9 protein-coding genes are annotated in these 17,650 nt (G+C 54.6%); all 9 read left to right on the forward strand.

Annotated features, from left to right (window positions below; genetic code table 11):
• The first annotated feature begins 50 nt into the window (after positions 1–50).
• Positions 51–1,889 (forward strand): sensor histidine kinase, encoded by a 1,839-nt coding sequence (locus AC3ZPD_RS08260; RefSeq protein ID WP_490983803.1) that lies wholly within the window; start codon positions 51–53, stop codon positions 1,887–1,889.
• Positions 1,882–3,402: a response regulator gene (locus AC3ZPD_RS08265; protein WP_490983804.1), complete on the forward strand. Its 1,521-nt coding sequence runs from the start codon at positions 1,882–1,884 to the stop codon at positions 3,400–3,402. Before AC3ZPD_RS08260 ends, AC3ZPD_RS08265 begins: the two co-directional genes overlap by 8 nt.
• Positions 3,403–3,797: 395 nt before the next feature.
• Positions 3,798–5,297 carry an ABC transporter substrate-binding protein gene (locus tag AC3ZPD_RS08270; protein ID WP_490983805.1) on the forward strand — a complete coding sequence of 500 codons (1,500 nt, stop codon included), beginning with the start codon at positions 3,798–3,800 and terminating at the stop codon, positions 5,295–5,297.
• A gap of 177 nt (positions 5,298–5,474) precedes the next feature.
• Entirely contained in the window at positions 5,475–6,365 is an 891-nt protein-coding gene (locus tag AC3ZPD_RS08275; protein ID WP_490983888.1) for an ABC transporter permease, read from the forward strand.
• A 27-nt stretch (positions 6,366–6,392) separates the two neighbouring features.
• Complete coding sequence (locus AC3ZPD_RS08280) at positions 6,393–7,346, forward strand: carbohydrate ABC transporter permease (protein ID WP_490983806.1); 954 nt, start codon at positions 6,393–6,395, stop codon at positions 7,344–7,346.
• 64 nt (positions 7,347–7,410) lie between these two features.
• Positions 7,411–9,714: a glycoside hydrolase family 3 N-terminal domain-containing protein gene (locus AC3ZPD_RS08285; RefSeq protein ID WP_490983807.1), complete on the forward strand. Its 2,304-nt coding sequence runs from the start codon at positions 7,411–7,413 to the stop codon at positions 9,712–9,714.
• Positions 9,714–12,866, forward strand: coding sequence for an alpha-mannosidase (locus AC3ZPD_RS08290; RefSeq protein ID WP_490983808.1), 3,153 nt, complete (start codon positions 9,714–9,716; stop codon positions 12,864–12,866). Before AC3ZPD_RS08285 ends, AC3ZPD_RS08290 begins: the two co-directional genes overlap by 1 nt.
• A 193-nt stretch (positions 12,867–13,059) precedes the next feature.
• Positions 13,060–14,379, forward strand: coding sequence for a glycoside hydrolase family 125 protein (locus AC3ZPD_RS08295; protein ID WP_490983809.1), 1,320 nt, complete (start codon positions 13,060–13,062; stop codon positions 14,377–14,379).
• Positions 14,380–14,381: 2 nt separating this feature from the next.
• Positions 14,382–17,534, forward strand: a complete 3,153-nt coding sequence (locus AC3ZPD_RS08300) for a beta-galactosidase (protein WP_490983889.1) — start codon at positions 14,382–14,384, stop codon at positions 17,532–17,534.
• Positions 17,535–17,650 lie beyond the last annotated feature (116 nt).

Below are 17,650 nucleotides of genomic sequence, written 5' to 3' on the forward strand. Positions count from 1 at the left end.
TCGGCATGGACATGTTATAATAGTCCTATTACGGGTTTGGAGGCTGGGGCATGAGGATCGGATACATTTACAGGAATTATTTCAAAAACAATCTCTTTCTTCGCATGCTCCTGCTCTTTATGGGAATAGCGGTGGTCATGATCGTCACCCTCTCTTACCTGATGTTCAAATCTTTATCCCAAGCTATCGTAAACCGGGAGCTGGACAGCCAGAAAGCGGCGATGGAAAGCGTAAACCGTTACATTTCAGCCCGTTATGATGCCGTACAGAACACGGTCCGCGACATGTACCGAAATGAGATTTTATACACCAATATCAATTATCTGATGGAGCATACTTACTCGGATTATGTGGAGCACCGGATGGATCAGTTCTATAACGAAACAAGCGATTCATCCACCGACGCGCTTCAGTATTTTCAAAACCTGATGGACGAAAATCCTGATTTCGTCAGCCTGATTCTCTACAGCTCGGACCGTCAGCTGCTGACGTCCATTAATACCAACAAGCAATTCAAGCAAACTTCGACCCAGCTCACGCACTCGTACATTCCGGATGTGATGGCCATGGAGACGAAAAACATTACGGCCCCCAACCTTTGGATCAGGAAGGCCGTTAACCAGATGGATCCGGCATTATACGCTGTCCGGGTGCCGATCAACAACCGGCAAACGCTGAAAAACGCAGGCCAAATGCTCGTATATTTGAATTCGAGGAGCATTTCGTCCGCTTTGTCGGGTTATCAGAAAAGCCTGAAGGGCGAAATTGTCGTTCTATCCACCGAAGGCACGGTGCTTTACGACTCCAAAGACCAGTATTACGGAAAAAAATACCCTTACGTCAATGTTGACGGCACGCTTTATGACAATTCGGAATCGGCGGCCGCGAGCAACTGGCAGAGTTTATATATCAATAAGCTGATAGCGGCGGACGACGGTTATGTGGTGATCGGTGCCGTGCCGAAATCGGAGGTCGCGCAAGCTTATTCGGGCATTAAAAAAACGATCATCCTGATCGGCGCTTTTTGTATCCTGTTCGCGATTTGCATCCCGGTGATCTTTGTGATGAATTTTGCCAACCGGACCAACCGGATCATTAAATTTACCCGCAAGGTGAAAAACGGGGACTTGTCCGCCCGCATCGAAGACAACCATGAGGATGAACTCGGGCAGATTTCCAGAAGCTTTAACGACATGCTGAACGAGCTTAATTTGTATATTGAACGCGTGTACAAGGCGGAAATCAAACAGAAGGAAACGGAGCTGATGGCGCTGCAGGCGCGGATCAGCCCGCATTTTTTATACAATACGCTTGAAGTGATTCGGATGAGGGCGATTTCACAGGGAGCCCGGGACGTAGGAGAAATGATCTACAGCTTGTCGGTGCTGTTCAAAAATCTGGTCAAGCAGAAGAAAACCTACACCCTGAAGGATGAACTGGAGTCCTGCCAGTTGTATCTGGAACTGTTCCGTATCCGCTATAAGGACAAGTTTAATTATTCCATTGACGCGGACCCTAGTCTTGACAACAAAACGGTGACCAAGCTATCTTTGCAGCCCGTTATCGAGAATTACATTGTGCACGGCATCAGGACAGACCGCTCGGACAATTTCCTGTCGATACGGGTATGGGCCGAAGGTGACGCGCTTGTGGCCGAAATCAGGGATAACGGAAAAGGGATTGAACCGGAGCGCTTGGCCGAAATTCGCGAGGAGCTGGACAAACCGGAGGAAACGGGAAAAATGTTCGGCCTGCGCAGCGTGCACAGCCGTTTAAGATTTCTTTACGGCTCCGAGTACGGCCTGACGATCAGAAGCACGCCGGGCGAAGGCACAACGATCCTGGTCAACTATCCGAACCGTGAGGAGGTGGAGGCTGAGCATGTATAAAGTATTTATTGTCGATGATGAGCCGTTTATCATTGAAGGTTTATACGATATTCTGGATTGGCCCGCCTTTGGTCTGGAAATCGTTGGCCAAGCGGAGAACGGTAAAATGGCGCTGGAGGCTTTGAAGGCAAGGCCGGTGGATGTGCTGATCACGGACATCTCCATGCCGGTCATGGACGGGCTCCGTCTGATCCGGGAAGCCCGGATGCTGCATCCGGAGCTGAAGGTCATTATTCTCAGCGGCTTTAATGAGTTTGATTATTTGAAAGAAGGCATGAAGCTGGGCATCGAAAACTACCTGCTGAAGCCGATCAATATCGAAGAGCTGGAGTCGACGCTCCGCATCGCCGTGGAGAAGCTGGACAGCTCCAAATCGGAAGAGCTTTACGATGCGTTTGATGTCCAGATCATCAAGGACAATACGTTGTACCGCTGGCTTACCGGACAGATCGCGGCGGCCGAGTTTGAAGAGCGCGCCGACCTGCTCGGCCTCTTTTTGAGCCGGCCTTATGTGGCTACGGCAGTTATGCGGCCGGTGGAGAGCGGTCCGGACGTGTTCGACTGGATCCGCAGAAGATTAGCCGGGGAACAGGGGCTAACGTTGTTCCGGGACGTGGACGGGGATCTGGTGCTGATCGCCTCCATGGAGCGCTGGGCCGAAGGGAAACGCGACTTTATCGACCTGCTTGAGCAGCTTTCCGTCGAGCTTACGGATCTGCAGCGCGCCGTCCAGATCGGCATCGGCAGCGTAGGAGAATGGCCGGAGGAAGCGGCACCAAGCTACCGGGAAGCGAAACAGGCGCTGGAGTATTTCATGGTGTATCCCGACCGCAGGGTAATGGACTATTCGGGCCTGGAAACGGATGAACGCCGGAGAAGCCAGGAAAATCCGCTGCAGTGGCCGGAGTATGTCAAGCTGATCCTCGCCCGCGACGGAGAAGGCCTGGCCGAAAGAATCGCGCTTGATTTCGAGAACATGAGAGAATGCGCGGGCATCAGTCCGAAGGATTTGCAGAACCGCGCTTTGGAGCTGGTCGTCCGGTTCAAAATGGAGCTGGAGGAAATCCGCCATACGGAGGAAGACGACATCTTCAGGAAAGGACTGGAGAAGGTCCGCCGCAGCCTGGCTTTTAACGATCTTGTTGAGGCGCTGCAGGAGGTCGCCCGGGCCACGGTAGATTCCCTGCTGCAGGACAGCAAAAATCCGGTCGTCAGCCAGGTGCTGGCTCACATACACGATCATTACGGGGACGAGCTTTCGCTGAAGACGCTGGGAGCGCAGTATCATATTCACCCCGTCTATCTAGGCCAGCTGTTTCATAAGGAAACGGGCGAATCTTTTGCCGAATATATCAACAAATACCGGATCGATAAAGCGAAATACCAGCTGAAGCACACCAACCTGAAGGTGCAGGAGATCGCCAGGAACGTGGGGTATTGGGAAACCGGATATTTTTACAAGCAGTTCAAGAAATACGTGGGAATTTCGCCTACGGATTTTAAAGCTTTATAACGCTTAATAAATCTTTTTATCAACTCCGTGAATAAGGGAGTAACCCCCAGTCGAAAGATAACCGAAGCAGCAGCCGGCGGTCTTTCGGCCGGGGGTTTTTGGGTTTATCTTTTGGTGTCAGACATGAATCTGACGGGAAAAGTAAGCGTTTTAAGAAAACGGTGACAATTTTCTACAATTCTCGCGTTTTTCTTTAATTTGTACATGAATTTATTAAGTTTATCTTCTTTTTGAGAATGCTTACATCCGGTAAGGTTAAGGTAGTTCATTTGGTTAGCCAATTGCACTCGCAAATGCCGGAGTAAAAACAAAGATAACCCTATCCGGCGGAGGAAGCTTTGGAAGAGTGAGAGAACCTGCAGTACACAAAGCATTTACAAGGGGAGGATCCACAAATGGGAAAGAGTAAAAAAAGACTTTCCATCGCGCTTGCCATGTTAACGGCACTGACTTTTGTATTGAGTGCCTGCGGCGGCGGAAATAACAGCGCAAACAGCGGCAATTCCGCATCCGGCTCGAACAGCGGCAGCTCCGAGAAGCCGGTCAACCTGATCTGGTACACGATCGGTACGCCGCAAAAAGACGTAGACAAAGTTATGGCGGAAGTAAGCAAGTACACGCAAGAAAAAATCGGCGCCACCATTACGATGAAAATGATCGACTGGGGCGATTACGCTCAAAAGATGCAAGTTAACGTAGCATCCGGCGAACCGATGGACATTCTCTTTACGGCTTCCGGCGGTTTCGATTATGTTCAAAACGCTAGAAAAGGCGCGTTCCTGCAAATCGACGATTTGCTCAACCAATACGGTCAAGGCATTAAAGACACCATTGACCCTGCGTTCCTGGAAGGCTCCAAGGTGGACGGTCATAACTATGGTATCCCGGCCAACAAAGAACTTCCTTACCAAGACGTTTGGCGGTTTAACAAAAACCTCGTAGACAAATACAAGCTGGATATTTCCAAAGTGAACACGCTGGAAAGCCTGGAGCCGCTTCTGAAAACAATCAAGGCAAATGAACCGAATGTGACTCCGTTCGGCATGGACAAAAACTTCCTTCCGGTTGTTCCTTACGACTACATCGTACAAAACCTGCCAATGGCAGTTAAGCTCGATACAACGGACTACAAAGTCGTAGACGTTCTGGAAACTCCGGAAATGAAACAGGCTTTGACAACGATGCACAAATATTATCAAGCCGGCTACATTGCGCCTGAAGCGGCAACAACCGGTTCGACCAATGACCTGACCACTTCCGGCAACTGGTTTACCGACAAAGCGCAAACCCAGCCGCTGGCCGATAACCTGTGGTCCGCAAGTTATGGCTATCCGGTAGTTTCGACACCGGCGAGCGATGCGATTATTAATAACAACTCCGTACAAGGTTCGATTATGGCGATTTCCGCAAACTCCGAACATCCGGACAAAGCGATGCAATTCCTGAACCTGCTTAACACGGATCCGGTGCTCCGCAACATGGTCGACTCCGGTATCGAAGGCGTGCATTACAAGAAGGTCGATGACACTCATATCGAAAACCTTCCGGATTCCAAAAACTATGACATGCCTTCTTATTCGCTTGGCAACAACATGCTGCTTTACTTGAACCCTGGGGATCCTGATGACAAATGGGATCAATTCAAGAGCTTCAACGCTACAGGTAAAGATTCTCCAATCCTGAGCTTCAACTTTGACAGCACGAAGGTAGCAACGGAAATGGCTGCGGTACAAAACGTGAAGGAACAATTCTGGTCCTCCTTGATGACCGGTACAGTTGATCCTGAAACTTATCTGCCTAAAGCCATCGAGAAGTTTAAAGAAGCCGGTCTTGATAAAATCATCGCTGAAGCTCAAACCCAGCTCGACGCATGGAGAGCCGCAAACGGCAAATAAGATGGTTTAAGCAATTCCAAGCTATAACGGCAGTAATCGGAACAACAGTAATCAAGCTTTCGAGAAGGATCGGGCGGGTGGTCTTAGCGCCCGATCCTTTTTCACATTATCTACATCATCATTCGGGAGGGAACGTCAGTGGCTACATTTTTAAAAAACATCCTTAGAAACAAAGTGATGCTGCTCATGGTACTGCCAGGCGCGATCTGGTTCTTTTTCTTCTCCTACCTTCCGCTAGTGGGAACGGTAGTTGCGTTTAAAGAGTACCGTTTTAACCGTGAAGGCTTCTGGGCCAGTATCGTCAAAAGTGAATGGGTAGGCTGGCAGAACTTTAAGTTCCTGTTCAACGGCACCGATGCCTGGGTCATTACCCGGAATACCCTGCTTTATAATATTGCGTTTATTTTTATCGGACTTGTCTTGTCTGTGGCGATGGCGATCCTTTTGTCGCAATTGGTTGGGAAAACGTTGGCCAAAGTGTATCAGACCGGCATGTTTTTGCCGTATTTCCTATCCTGGGTAATCGTCGGCTATTTTGCATTCAGCTTCCTGAGTATGGACCGCGGGATGCTTAACCAAATCCTGGGCGCATTCGGCGTGGAGAAAGTCCAATGGTACTCCGATCCTAAATATTGGCCTTATATTCTGATCTTCGTCAGCTTGTGGAAGTCGATCGGCTACAACAGCGTCGTTTATCTCGCTTCCATCCTGGGGATCGACAAATCGCTGTATGAAGCGGCCATGATTGACGGCGCGAGCAAATGGCAGCAGATCCGCAACATTACGATTCCTATGCTTTCCCCGATCATTATCATCATGACGCTGCTTGCGGTCGGACGCATCTTCTACGCGGATTTCGGTTTGTTCTATCAGGTTCCGCGCGACTCGGGTACGCTGTATTCCGTAACGAACGTTATCGATACTTATGTTTATCGCGGCCTCAAAACGACCGGTGAAATTGGAATGAGTACAGCCGCAGGTTTGTATCAGTCCGTAGTCGGCTTCGTACTGGTTATCGTTTCGAACTTCATCGTGCGCAAAGTCGACAAAGAAAGCGCCTTGTTCTAATTTAAAGCTGAAAGGAGCTTGAACATCATGGCTGAAGTGGCTACAAGCAATACGCAAAATGTTTCTGAAGTTCCGCGCAAGAAACCGAAAGATTTTCATAACATTTCTACCGGCTGGAACGTGGTATTGAATATTATCGCAGGGCTGTTTGCCTTTATCTGCGTTTTTCCTTTTCTGTTTGTCGTCATTATTTCCTTTACGGATGAAAAAACGCTGGCCACCGACGGCTACCGCCTGTTCCCAACCAAATGGAGCTTGGAGGCTTACCGCTTCGTCTTCCAGACGGGCGACGCGCTGCTCCGTTCTTACGGGGTGACGATTCTGGTTACCGTGCTGGGGACCATCATCAGCTTGGTGCTGATTTCGCTTTACGCTTATGCCATTTCGCGGACCAGCTTCCGCTACCGCAGATTTTTTTCCGTGTTTGCCATCATCACAATGCTCTTTAACGGCGGCATGATTCCGACTTACATGGTCGTATCCCAATTGCTGCATATGAAAGACACGATTTGGGCTTTGGTGCTTCCGCTGGCCATGAATGCCTTCTACATCATGATTCTCAGAACGTTCTACAGCACCAGCGTGCCTGAAGCGATCATCGAATCCGGCCGGATCGACGGCGCGGGCGATTTCTACATCTTCCTGCGGATCGTGCTTCCTTTGTCGCTGCCGGGTCTCGCTACCATCGGTCTCTTCAGTACCCTCGGTTACTGGAACGACTGGTTCAACGCTTTGCTGTACATCGACAACCCGAATCTGGTTCCGCTGCAGTCGATGCTGATGCGGATCGAGAACAGCATCCAGTTCCTGCAGCAGAACTCGCAGAACGGCGCGCTCAGCATACAGGCCTTGTCCTCCATCCCGCAGGATACGTCCCGTATGGCAATGGTTGTGCTTGCAACGCTGCCTATTATTTTTGCTTATCCGTTCTTCCAGCGTTATTTCGTGCAAGGTTTGACGGTCGGCGCTGTTAAGGAATAAAGATACATTCAAACGTTAACTCATAACTTCACCATAGAGAGAAATTGGGAGGAGGAGGCTACGCATGCTGAAATATAAAGACGCCGCCTTACCCGCTGCAGAGCGGGCGGAGCATCTGCTCAGCCTGATGAACGTGGAGGAAAAGGTTGGGCAGCTTGTCCAGCCTTTCGGCTGGCAGACTTACGAGAACCGGAGCGGCACTATTGCGCTTACCGAAGATTTTAAAGAGCAGGTCAAAAATGGCGGCGTCGGCTCCCTGTACGGGGTGCTGCGCGCCGACCCGTGGACCGGCGTTACGCTGGAGAACGGCTTGTCGGCCAAAGAAGGCGCCGAAGCCGTCAACCAAATTCAACGCTATGCGGTTGAAAATTCCCGTTTAGGCATTCCGATCCTGATCGGGGAGGAATGCTCGCACGGGCATATGGCCATCGATGGTACGGTATTCCCGGTTCCGCTGCTGCTCGGCAGCACGTGGAACGTGGATTTGTACCGCGAGATGTGCCGGGCTGTTGCGGCGGAGACCCGCGCCCAAGGCGGCGCGGTCACTTATTCGCCGGTGCTCGATGTCGTCCGTGACCCCCGCTGGGGACGGACGGAGGAATGTTTCGCCGAAGATCCTTATCTGATCGGCGAATTTGCGGCAGCTTCCGTTCAGGGGCTGCAGGGCGAAAGCCTGAACAGCGAAAGCAGCGTAGCTGCGACGCTGAAGCATTTTGTCGGCTATGGCAGCTCGGAGGGCGGACGCAACGCCGGTCCGGTTCACATGGGCTGGCGCGAGCTGCTCGAGGTGGACCTTTATCCGTTCAAGAAGGCGGTGGAGGCCGGAGCGGCTTCCATCATGCCGGCTTACAACGAAATTGACGGCGTACCGTGTACGGTTAATGCCGAGCTGCTGGACGGCGTGCTGCGCAAGCAGTGGGGCTTTGACGGCATGGTCATCACCGACTGCGGCGCGATCGACATGCTGGCTTCGGGCCACGACGTGGCCGAGGATGGCCTGGACGCGTCCGTTCAGGCGATTGAAGCGGGCATCGACATGGAAATGTCCGGTGCCATGTTCGGCAGTTATCTGCTTCAGGCGGCCCGCGAAGGCAAGCTGGCGGAAGAAGTGCTGGACCGCGCCGTGCTCCGCGTGCTGACGCTTAAATTCAAATTAGGTTTGTTCGAGAAACCTTACGTCGATCCGCAGCGGGCCGAGCAGGTGATCGGCAGTGCGGAGCATAAAGCTTTGGCGCAGCGGCTGGCGGAGGAAGGCATTATTCTTTTGAAAAATGAAAATCAAACTTTGCCGCTCGCTCCCAGCAGCGGCAAAATTGCTGTCATCGGCCCCAACGCCGATCACGGCTATAACCAGCTCGGCGATTACACTTCGCCGCAGCCTTCCGAAAAAGTTGCTACGGTTTTAAAAGGAATTCAGGCCAGATTGCAGAATGAAAATAGACACGTGTTATATGCGCCGGGATGCCGGATTAAAGGGGATTCCAGAGAAGGCTTCGAGACCGCTTTGGCCTGTGCCGAAGAAGCGGAAACGGTTATTCTGGTCATGGGCGGCTCAAGCGCCCGCGATTTCGGCGAAGGTACTATCGATCTGAAGACGGGAGCGTCCAAGGTGACGGACGACTCGTGGAACGATATGGAGTGCGGCGAAGGCATCGACCGCATGACGCTTGGTCTGGCAGGTGTCCAGCTGGAGCTCATGCAGGAGATCCGCAAGCTTGGCAAACGGCTGATCGTGGTTTATATCAACGGCCGTCCGATTGCCGAGCCTTGGGTAGACGAGCATGCAGACGCTATTCTGGAAGCCTGGTATCCGGGACAGGAGGGCGGACATGCGATTGCCCGCGTTTTATTCGGCGACGTCAACCCGTCCGGTCGTCTGACGGTCTCCATTCCGAAGCATGTGGGCCAGCTGCCGGTTTATTACAACGGCAAACGTTCCCGCGGCAAACGGTATTTGGAGGAGGACTCCAAACCGCGTTACCCGTTCGGATACGGACTGAGCTACACCACCTTTGCTTATGACCACCTGCGGATCAGCCGGACTCGGATCACGGCCGCCGAATCAGCGGTCGTAACCGTTGATGTGACCAATACGGGGAACATGGCCGGCTCGGAAGTCGTGCAGCTGTACATTTCCGACGCCGTCAGCGCCGTCAGCCGTCCTTTCATGGAGCTGAAGGGTTTTGCCAAAGTGGCCCTGGAGCCCGCCGAAACTAAGACGGTAAGCTTTGAGATCGGTGCGGAGCAGCTGCAGTATATCGGCCGTAATCTGAAGCCGGAGGTTGAACCTGGACGATTCCGCATCCATGTCGGAAGACACGTAAATGACACGGTTAGCTGCGAGTTAACCGTTCGGGAGGCTGAATAATGGAACGTATCAGACGTTTTATCCGCGAGCTGGCAGACCGCCAGTGGCTGGAGCAAAAGGAGCTTCGCAGCTGGAGCATTACGAAATCGTATTACAAGCTGCCGGGAGAATATGAGAACTTTGCGCCTTATCCGGAAGGAGAGGGGCTGGATTTTTTCCCAAGCAAGCAGGGTACGACCTACTTCTTCAGAACAACCCTGGAGGTTCCGGCCGAATGGCGGAAGGAGCCTTACGGACTTGTTTTTACTTCCGGCGGGGAAGGACTGCTCCGCGTCAACGGCGTTTCCTTCCAGGGGCTGGACCGCAATCACACTTACGTTACGCTTGACCCCGCTAAAGTAGGGGAAACTCCCGAACTGGAGATCGAGCTGTTTGATCCGGTGCCGGAGCCCGTGGATCCGCTGAACCGCCAGGCGGTGATCCAGCCGCCGATTACGTCGGTCACAAGCCTGCTGGTACGGCCCAACCATGCCGTGCGGAGCTTGATGTATACCGCCACGGTGGTCCGCGATTCCCTGGTTCTGCTGTCCGCAGACGATTTCCGCGGCGTCCGCCTGAAAGAAGCGCTGTACCGGGCGATGGACCGGTTCGTGAATTTGGATGAATCAGCCGTGCGCGAAGGCGCATCGGTTGCTGAAATAGAAGGGAAGCTGAAGCAGGAGGTTCAAGAGGTAGGCGGCAACGCCGAAGGTATTGAGCATATGGTCGGCCAGTCGCATATCGACATCGCCTGGCTGTGGCCGGTGCGCGAGACGGTCCGCAAGACGAGCCGCACCTTCTCGACGGTGGACCGGCTGATGGACGAATATCCGGAATACCGGTATTCCCAAAGCCAGCCGCTGCTGTTCGCTTTCCTGAAAGAGAACGACCCCGAGCTGTTCGAACGGGTGAAGAAACGGATTGCCGAAGGGCGCTGGGAGCTGGTCGGCGGCATGTGGGTCGAACCCGACCTCAACCTGCCGAGCGGCGAATCGCTGATCCGGCAGATGTTTTACGGTCAGCGTTTCTACCAGCAGGAGTTCGGCCAAACGTCGAACATCGAGTGGCTGCCGGATACGTTCGGCTACTGCGCGTCCCTGCCGCAAATCCTGAAGCACGGCAAAGTGGATTATTTCATGACCACCAAGCTGGGCTGGAACGACACGAACGTGTTCCCTTACGACTTGTTCCATTGGGTCGGCATCGACGGCACGCCGCTGCTGTCTTACCTGAATCACGGAGTTAATGAACATACTACGCCGAAGGATATTCGCGACCACTGGCAGTCCTACCGGGAAAAAGCCGTCCACAACGAGCAGATGCTCCTCTACGGACACGGCGACGGCGGCGGCGGGGTCACCCGCGAGATGCTGGAATACCTGGACCGTTCCGAGCTGATGGTCGGCCAGCCGGTCAGCCGCTACAGCACGGCCAAGCAGTTCTTCGAGGGCATCAGCGCCGCGAATCCGGAGCTGCCGGCCTGGCACGGCGATTTATACCTGGAGCTGCATCGCGGCACCTATACCACGCATGCCCGCAACAAGCGCAGCAACCGTAAAGCCGAGGTGCTGTACCGCGAAGCGGAGCTGTGGAACGAGTTGGCCCGTCCGGCGCAGGAAGGAAATAGCCGCAAGCAGGCCTTAACGGCCTTGCACGAGGGCTGGAAGCTGATTTTGCTGAACCAGTTCCACGACATTATTCCGGGCTCCGCCATCACCGAATCTTACGAGACTTCGGATAAGGAATACGTGGAAGTTTTTGAAAAAGGGCAGGCCGGTCTGCAGGAAGGCCTTACGGCCCTCGCTTCCGGCATCGACACGTCCAGGCAGCCTGAAGGCACGCCTTACGCGGTGTTCAACAGCTTCGGCTGGAGCCGCAGCGCGGCGGTCCGCGTTGAGCTTGCAGAGCTGGAAGCTGCCACTGACGCGTCCGGTTATGCCGTTTGCGACGAATCCGGCCAGCCGCTTGAAGCAGACCACGAGGAAGGCGGATTGACCGTCTACGTTCCGGAAGTGCCGGCCTTCGGCTACAAAACCTTCTGGGTGAAGGCAGGGGCTGCTGCGGCTTCTGCTGAGGTTTCCGCCAATACGGCTAATGATCCGGCCAAGGCCGCACGTCCTTCCGAGCTGAACGATACGTGGGAAACGGATTTCTATTCCGTACGCTTTAACGGGCGCGGCGAAATCGTAAGCCTGTTCGACAAACAGGCCGGGCGCGAAATCGTCAAGCCGGGCGAAGCGGCGAACCGGTTCCATTTCTTCCATGACCGTCCGACGCTTTGGGACGCTTGGGATATCGACACCCGTTACGAGAAGCAGCGGGCCGGCGAAGCCGAGCTGCTGGAGAAACGGCTGGTGCTGGCGGGGCAAACGAAAGACGTGCTCCGTTTCCGCTGGAAAATCGGAAATTCCGAGATTTCGCAGGACGTTATCTTGTACCATCAGAACCGCCGGATCGACTTCAAAACGCATGTCAGCTGGAACGAAGCGCACAAGCTGCTGAAGGTGGGTTTCCCGGTAGAGGTGCTGACCGAAAAAGCCACCTACGAAATTCCCTTCGGATCGCTTGAACGCGTGACGCACCGGAACACTAGCTGGGAGCAGGCGCAATACGAGGTTTGCGGACACCGTTTTGTCGACGTCTCCGAATTCGGCTACGGCGTCTCCCTGCTGAACGACTGCAAATACGGCTATGACGTGCAGGGCAGCACGATCCGTTTGTCCCTGCTGCGCGCGCCGAAATGGCCGGACGTCCAGGCCGACCTTGGGGAGCATGATTTTACGTATTCGCTGCTTCCGCATGAAGGCGACTGGCGTACCAGCCATATTGTCCGCCATGCCGCCGAGCTGAACCTGGAAATGCCTGTGCTTCAGCTTGAAGCCGGTAAGGCTGGTTCCCGTCCGTCCGCCGGATCGCTGATCGCCTTCGAAAGCTCCCATGTGGTGCTGGATACGGTGAAAGCGGCGGAAGACGGAAACGGCACGATCCTGCGTTTCTACGAATCTTCCGGCGGACGCGAGCAGATCAGTCTGCAAGGGCCGCTGGCTTCCGGTAACACCAAAGTCTACCTGTCCAACGCTCTGGAAGAGCAGGTGGAGGAATTGCAAACGGAGGAAGGGAAGCTTTCGCTTTCTTTTGCCCCTTACGAAATCAAAACCGTGCTGCTGAAGTAGCACGATTAAAAGGCTAGAGAATAAAGCAATAAAACTTGCTGTGGATTGAAGCAGCGAGATAGAGCAGCGAGATGAAGCAGCGAGATAAAGCTGCGAAATAAGATAAGCAAGCCCAAAAACGGAGGAGGCCGGCGAAGGCCGGTTCCTCCCCTCATTTTTCAAACTTTTTTAAAAGCAAAGGAGCGTAATTCACTTGGAACAATTCAGACTGCCTAAAATCCCGATGCCCAAGCTGGAGCTGCCGCAGGCTATCCAGGAAGTGATCCGCGAAGCGGAAGAGAAGCTGGCCCACCGGCCCAAGCTGCTTCAACTGTTTAAAAACTGTTTTCCGAACACGCTGGAAACGACTACAAAATTGATGGAAGACGGCACCACTTTCGTTATCACAGGCGATATCCCGGCTTCCTGGCTGCGCGACTCCGTCGAGCAGGTCATTCATTATGTCCCTTTTGCCAAAGAGGACAAAGACCTGCAGCGCATTATCAGCGGCCTGATCAAACGCCATGTGAATTACGTCCTGATCGACCCTTACGCCAATGCGTTTAACGAATCGGCCAACGACTGGCACTGGAACACGACGGACGTGACGGAAATGTCCCCATGGGTGTGGGAGCGCAAATTCGAAATCGACTCGCTGTGTTTTGTGGTCCGCCTGGCTTACCAGTATTGGAAAGAAACCGAGCTGACGGATATTTTTGACGCGAACTTCAAGAAAGCGATCCGTACGATCGTCGATCTGTTCAAAACCGAGCAGCATCACTTTGAAAAATCCCCGTACCGCTTTACGCGCAACAACGGAATTCTGACCGATTCCCTGCGCAACAACGGTCTTGGGATGCCGGTCAACTACACGGGCATGATCTGGTCGGGCTTCCGTTCCAGCGACGACGCGTGCGATTTCCACTATAACGTGCCGGGCAACATGTTTGCGGTCGTAGCTTTGCGCCAGATGCAGGAATTTGCCGAATGGGTGTTCCGCGACATGGATCTGCTGGCCGAGCTTAAAGAGCTTGAAATCGAAGTCAACCACGGCATTCAGCTGTACGGTATTTACCGTCATCCGGAATTCGGTCCGATTTACGCTTACGAAACCGACGGCTTCGGCAACTACTGTCTGATGGACGACGCCGGTACACCTGGTTTGATGTCCATTCCTTACCTGGGCTACACTACTTCCGACGATCCGATTTATCAAAATACAAGACGTTTTGCGCTGAGCAAAGAGAATCCGTTCTACTACGAAGGCAAAGTAGCCAAAGGCATTGGAAGCCCGCATACGCCGGAGGATTACATCTGGCATATGGCGCTTTCCATGCAGGGCATTACGGCGCAAACGGCGGAAGAGAAGCTGCAGATGATCGCGATGCTCGAAGCGACCGATGCGGACACCGGCTTTATGCATGAAGGTTTCCATGCGGACGATCCGACGATTTTTACGAGAAAATGGTTTGCCTGGTCGAACAGCTTGTTCTCCCAGCTTGTCTATAAAGCGATGAAGGACGGTTTGCTATGAGCATGGACCGGAATATCGTCATTTTGTTTGATGCAGAGTTTCCTGCAGCCGGCTCCCTGCCGGCTCAGGGAGCTTTTGACGCTTTTGAGGGCGTGCGGACGGTTACGGCCGAAGGTTTGGCTGAGGCGCTGCGCGGATTGGATAACGGATGTTTCGTGAACCTGCATGCGCCGTATTTTCCGAAAGCGGCCTGGACGGAGATCGCAGCTTTCCTGCACAGAGGCGGAAGCCTGATCAACGCGGGCGGCGCGCCGTTTAAGCAGCCTGTCCGCAAGGAGCAGGGGCAGTGGGCAGCCGAGCAGCCGCAAACGGCTTACCATCAGGAGCTGTATATTCATGAGGCGCTGCCGGTGGACGGCTCCAAGATCACGGCTTTGAAAGCCTTGGACACGGTGCCCGTGCTGGCAGGGTCCGAGTCCCTGTTTGAAGCGGCGGACAGCTGGAACCTGGTTCCACATACGACGCGCAGCAGCGACCTGCCGGAGCAAATGGGCTCCGCAGGCCCGATGAGCACGCAGATTTATCCGCTGCTCAAAGGGATCAGCGCGGAAGGGCGCGAAATTGCCGCTCCGGTCATTTTGTGGGAGAACTCGCGGGTTACCTTCGCGGGTTCGCGCTGGATGTTCATCGGCCTGCCGCTGACCGCCTCCTTCTGGAAGCAGGGCGGAGCGGAGAGGCTGGCAGGCTGGGCCGCGTTTTGTGCCAAAGGCGTAACCGAGCTGAGCTTGAAGCCGAATTATGCTTCCTATGCGCCGGGCGAGCCGGTTACGCTGACATTGCAGACGCAAATTTTGCAGCGCGGCAATGAGCGCAAGGCTGCGCCGGAGCTGTGGAGCTTCGAGCTGAGCGTACGGCCGGAAAACGAAGCTGAAGGTGAAGGCAGCGCAGAGGCGGAAGGCTGGAGCCACGGCTTCCAGGCCTCCGTGACCGGCGAGCAGAATTTTGTACGCCTGCCGGTGCCGCTGGCTATCCGTGCCGGCCTGTACCATGCCGAGCTCCGCGCCGAAGGGCCGGACGGCGAAGTACGCGTGCTGCGCCAGGGCTTCTGGGGCCGCGATGACGCTCTGCTGGCCGAAGGCACGCCGATTACGCGCAGCCGGGACTATTTTGTAAAGGACGGACGGCCACTGCCGGTCGTGGGCATGACCTACATGACCTCCGACGTGGCCCGGAAATTCCTGTTTCTGCCGAACGTGGAGGTTTGGGACCGCGACATGGCCCAAATGGCGAAAGCCGGCATCAACTGGATCCGCACCGGCGTCTGGACGGCTTACCGCAATATTATGCAGGTTGACGGCCATGTGTCGGAGGAAGTGCTGCGGGCGATCGACGCTTTCTTACTGACGGCGAAACGCCACGGCCTTCAAGTAACGTTTACTTTCTTCTCCTTCACGCCTGAAACGTGGGAAGGGGTTAACCCATACCTCGATCCGCAAAGCGTGGAAGCGCAAAAGCGGTTTATCCGCGCCATCGTCAGCCGTCATACGGCAACGACGCATGTGGATTGGGATTTGATCAACGAACCGTCGATGTTCGATCCGCCGCGCATCTTCTCGGACGGCCCGCGTTCCGCGCGCGATCCGTTTGAGCGCGAAGCTTTCGTGAAATGGCTGGAGCAGCGTCACGTCCGGATCGAAGATCTGCAGGCGGCCTGGAACATGTCGCCGAAGCAGCTGCCGGACTTTGCGTCCGTTACGATTCCGGAGCCGGAGGAAATCAACTTCGACGTTCAGGATATGCACCGGGCCAAGAAGGGAACACGCTGGCTGGACTATTGCCTATTCTCCATGGAGATGCACAATGTGTGGGCCAAGCAGCTTGTGGCGACTATTAAAGACCTGTGTCCGGAGCATCTGGTGGTCGTCGGGCAGGACGAAGCGCTCGGCGCGCAGCGTCCGTCGCCGTTTTTCTATGAGGAAGCGGTTGACTATACGACGGTTCACTCCTGGTGGCTGAACGATTATCTCGTTTGGGACGGCGTGTTCGCGAAGACGCCAAACAAACCGAACCTGATTCAGGAGACCGGTATCATGTACGTGGAAACGCCGGACGGCCGCGCCAAACGGTCGGAAGCGGAGCTGCGGAATATTCTGGAGCGCAAATATGCTTATGCTTTCTCCACAGGCGGAGCAGGCGCTATCCATTGGATCTGGAACACCAACTTCTATATGGATAACGCCAACGAATCCCACATCGGCGCCCTGCGCGCGGATGGAACGGAGAAACCGGAAGCGGATGTTTCTTATGATTTCGGACGGTTTATCGCCGCAGCCCGCGATTTGTTCACGGACCGCGAGCTTGAGGAGATTGCGGTAGTCTTCCCGTATTCAAACGACTTCTCCAACCGGAAGCTGGCGTTTGAATCCACGACCCGTACGATCCGGATTTTGACTTATGATTTGAAGCTGGCAAGCCGCGGGGCGTCCGAATACCATCTGGACGATCTGGCTGCTACTCCGCCGAAGCTGATCCTGCTGCCAAGCGCGCATAACCTGGACAGCGCGGCACTGGAACGCCTGCTGGACATCGTCCGCGACTCGGGCGCCACGCTTCTCGTCACGGGTCCGCTGGGTCTGGACGCTTACTGGCGTCCGACGGACCGCGCAGACGCCCTGCTGGGCGAACGCGTGCTGGGCAACGTCCGCCGCGAGGAAATGCTCGGCTTCGGCGGCAAAATGCTGCCGGTATCCTATGGGCACCGCCGCATCGCCGAAGTGGCGAAGGAAAGCCTTGCCGCCGCTTCCGCCGATGCCGCCAGCAAACGCGTGGACCGCGTGATGGACCTGCCGCTCGGCAAAGGTCGTCTGATCTGGAGCCCGCTGCCGCTGGAGCTGAACGGACGGGATGAACCGATCGCCGAGCTGTACCGCTATGCGGCCGAGGTAGCGGACGTGGAGCGCGATATGGAATGGCTGTCCGCCGGCGATCTGCCGGGCGTGTACGGACGCAAGCTTACGTTTGCAAACGGCGGCCTGTTCGTCTTTGTCTCCGAGTTTGGCTGGGACGCCGACGTGAAGATCAAAGACGCGGCGACCGGCAAGATCTACAGCTTTACGCTGGAGAGCGACCGCAGCGTGTTGTTTGCGACCGACCTTGAAGGCCGGATCACGGCCGTCTACCGGCCGGAAGAAGTGAACATTGCTACCGAGGGCTAAGCTTTGACTCGATAAAGGTAAGCTATAAACGTCAAACTGCCGCCCCGATGGGATACGGGCCTGTAACATGGAGCCCTGCGACATCCGGGCGGCCCTTATGTCGGAATCTTATAATT

The sequence above is a fragment of the Paenibacillus mobilis genome (genome assembly GCF_058267595.1).

Excerpts from the sequence above, each read along its gene's own strand:
- AC3ZPD_RS08280 (WP_490983806.1), top strand. The coding sequence starts at position 6,393 with ATGGCTGAAGTGGCTACAAGCAATACGCAAAATGTTTCTGAAGTTCCG.
- AC3ZPD_RS08270 (WP_490983805.1), top strand. The coding sequence starts at position 3,798 with ATGGGAAAGAGTAAAAAAAGACTTTCCATCGCGCTTGCCATGTTAACG.
- AC3ZPD_RS08290 (WP_490983808.1), top strand. The coding sequence starts at position 9,714 with ATGGAACGTATCAGACGTTTTATCCGCGAGCTGGCAGACCGCCAGTGG.
- AC3ZPD_RS08260 (WP_490983803.1), top strand. The coding sequence starts at position 51 with ATGAGGATCGGATACATTTACAGGAATTATTTCAAAAACAATCTCTTT.
- AC3ZPD_RS08285 (WP_490983807.1), top strand. The coding sequence starts at position 7,411 with ATGCTGAAATATAAAGACGCCGCCTTACCCGCTGCAGAGCGGGCGGAG.
- AC3ZPD_RS08265 (WP_490983804.1), top strand. The coding sequence starts at position 1,882 with ATGTATAAAGTATTTATTGTCGATGATGAGCCGTTTATCATTGAAGGT.
- AC3ZPD_RS08300 (WP_490983889.1), top strand. The coding sequence starts at position 14,382 with ATGGACCGGAATATCGTCATTTTGTTTGATGCAGAGTTTCCTGCAGCC.
- AC3ZPD_RS08275 (WP_490983888.1), top strand. The coding sequence starts at position 5,475 with ATGCTGCTCATGGTACTGCCAGGCGCGATCTGGTTCTTTTTCTTCTCC.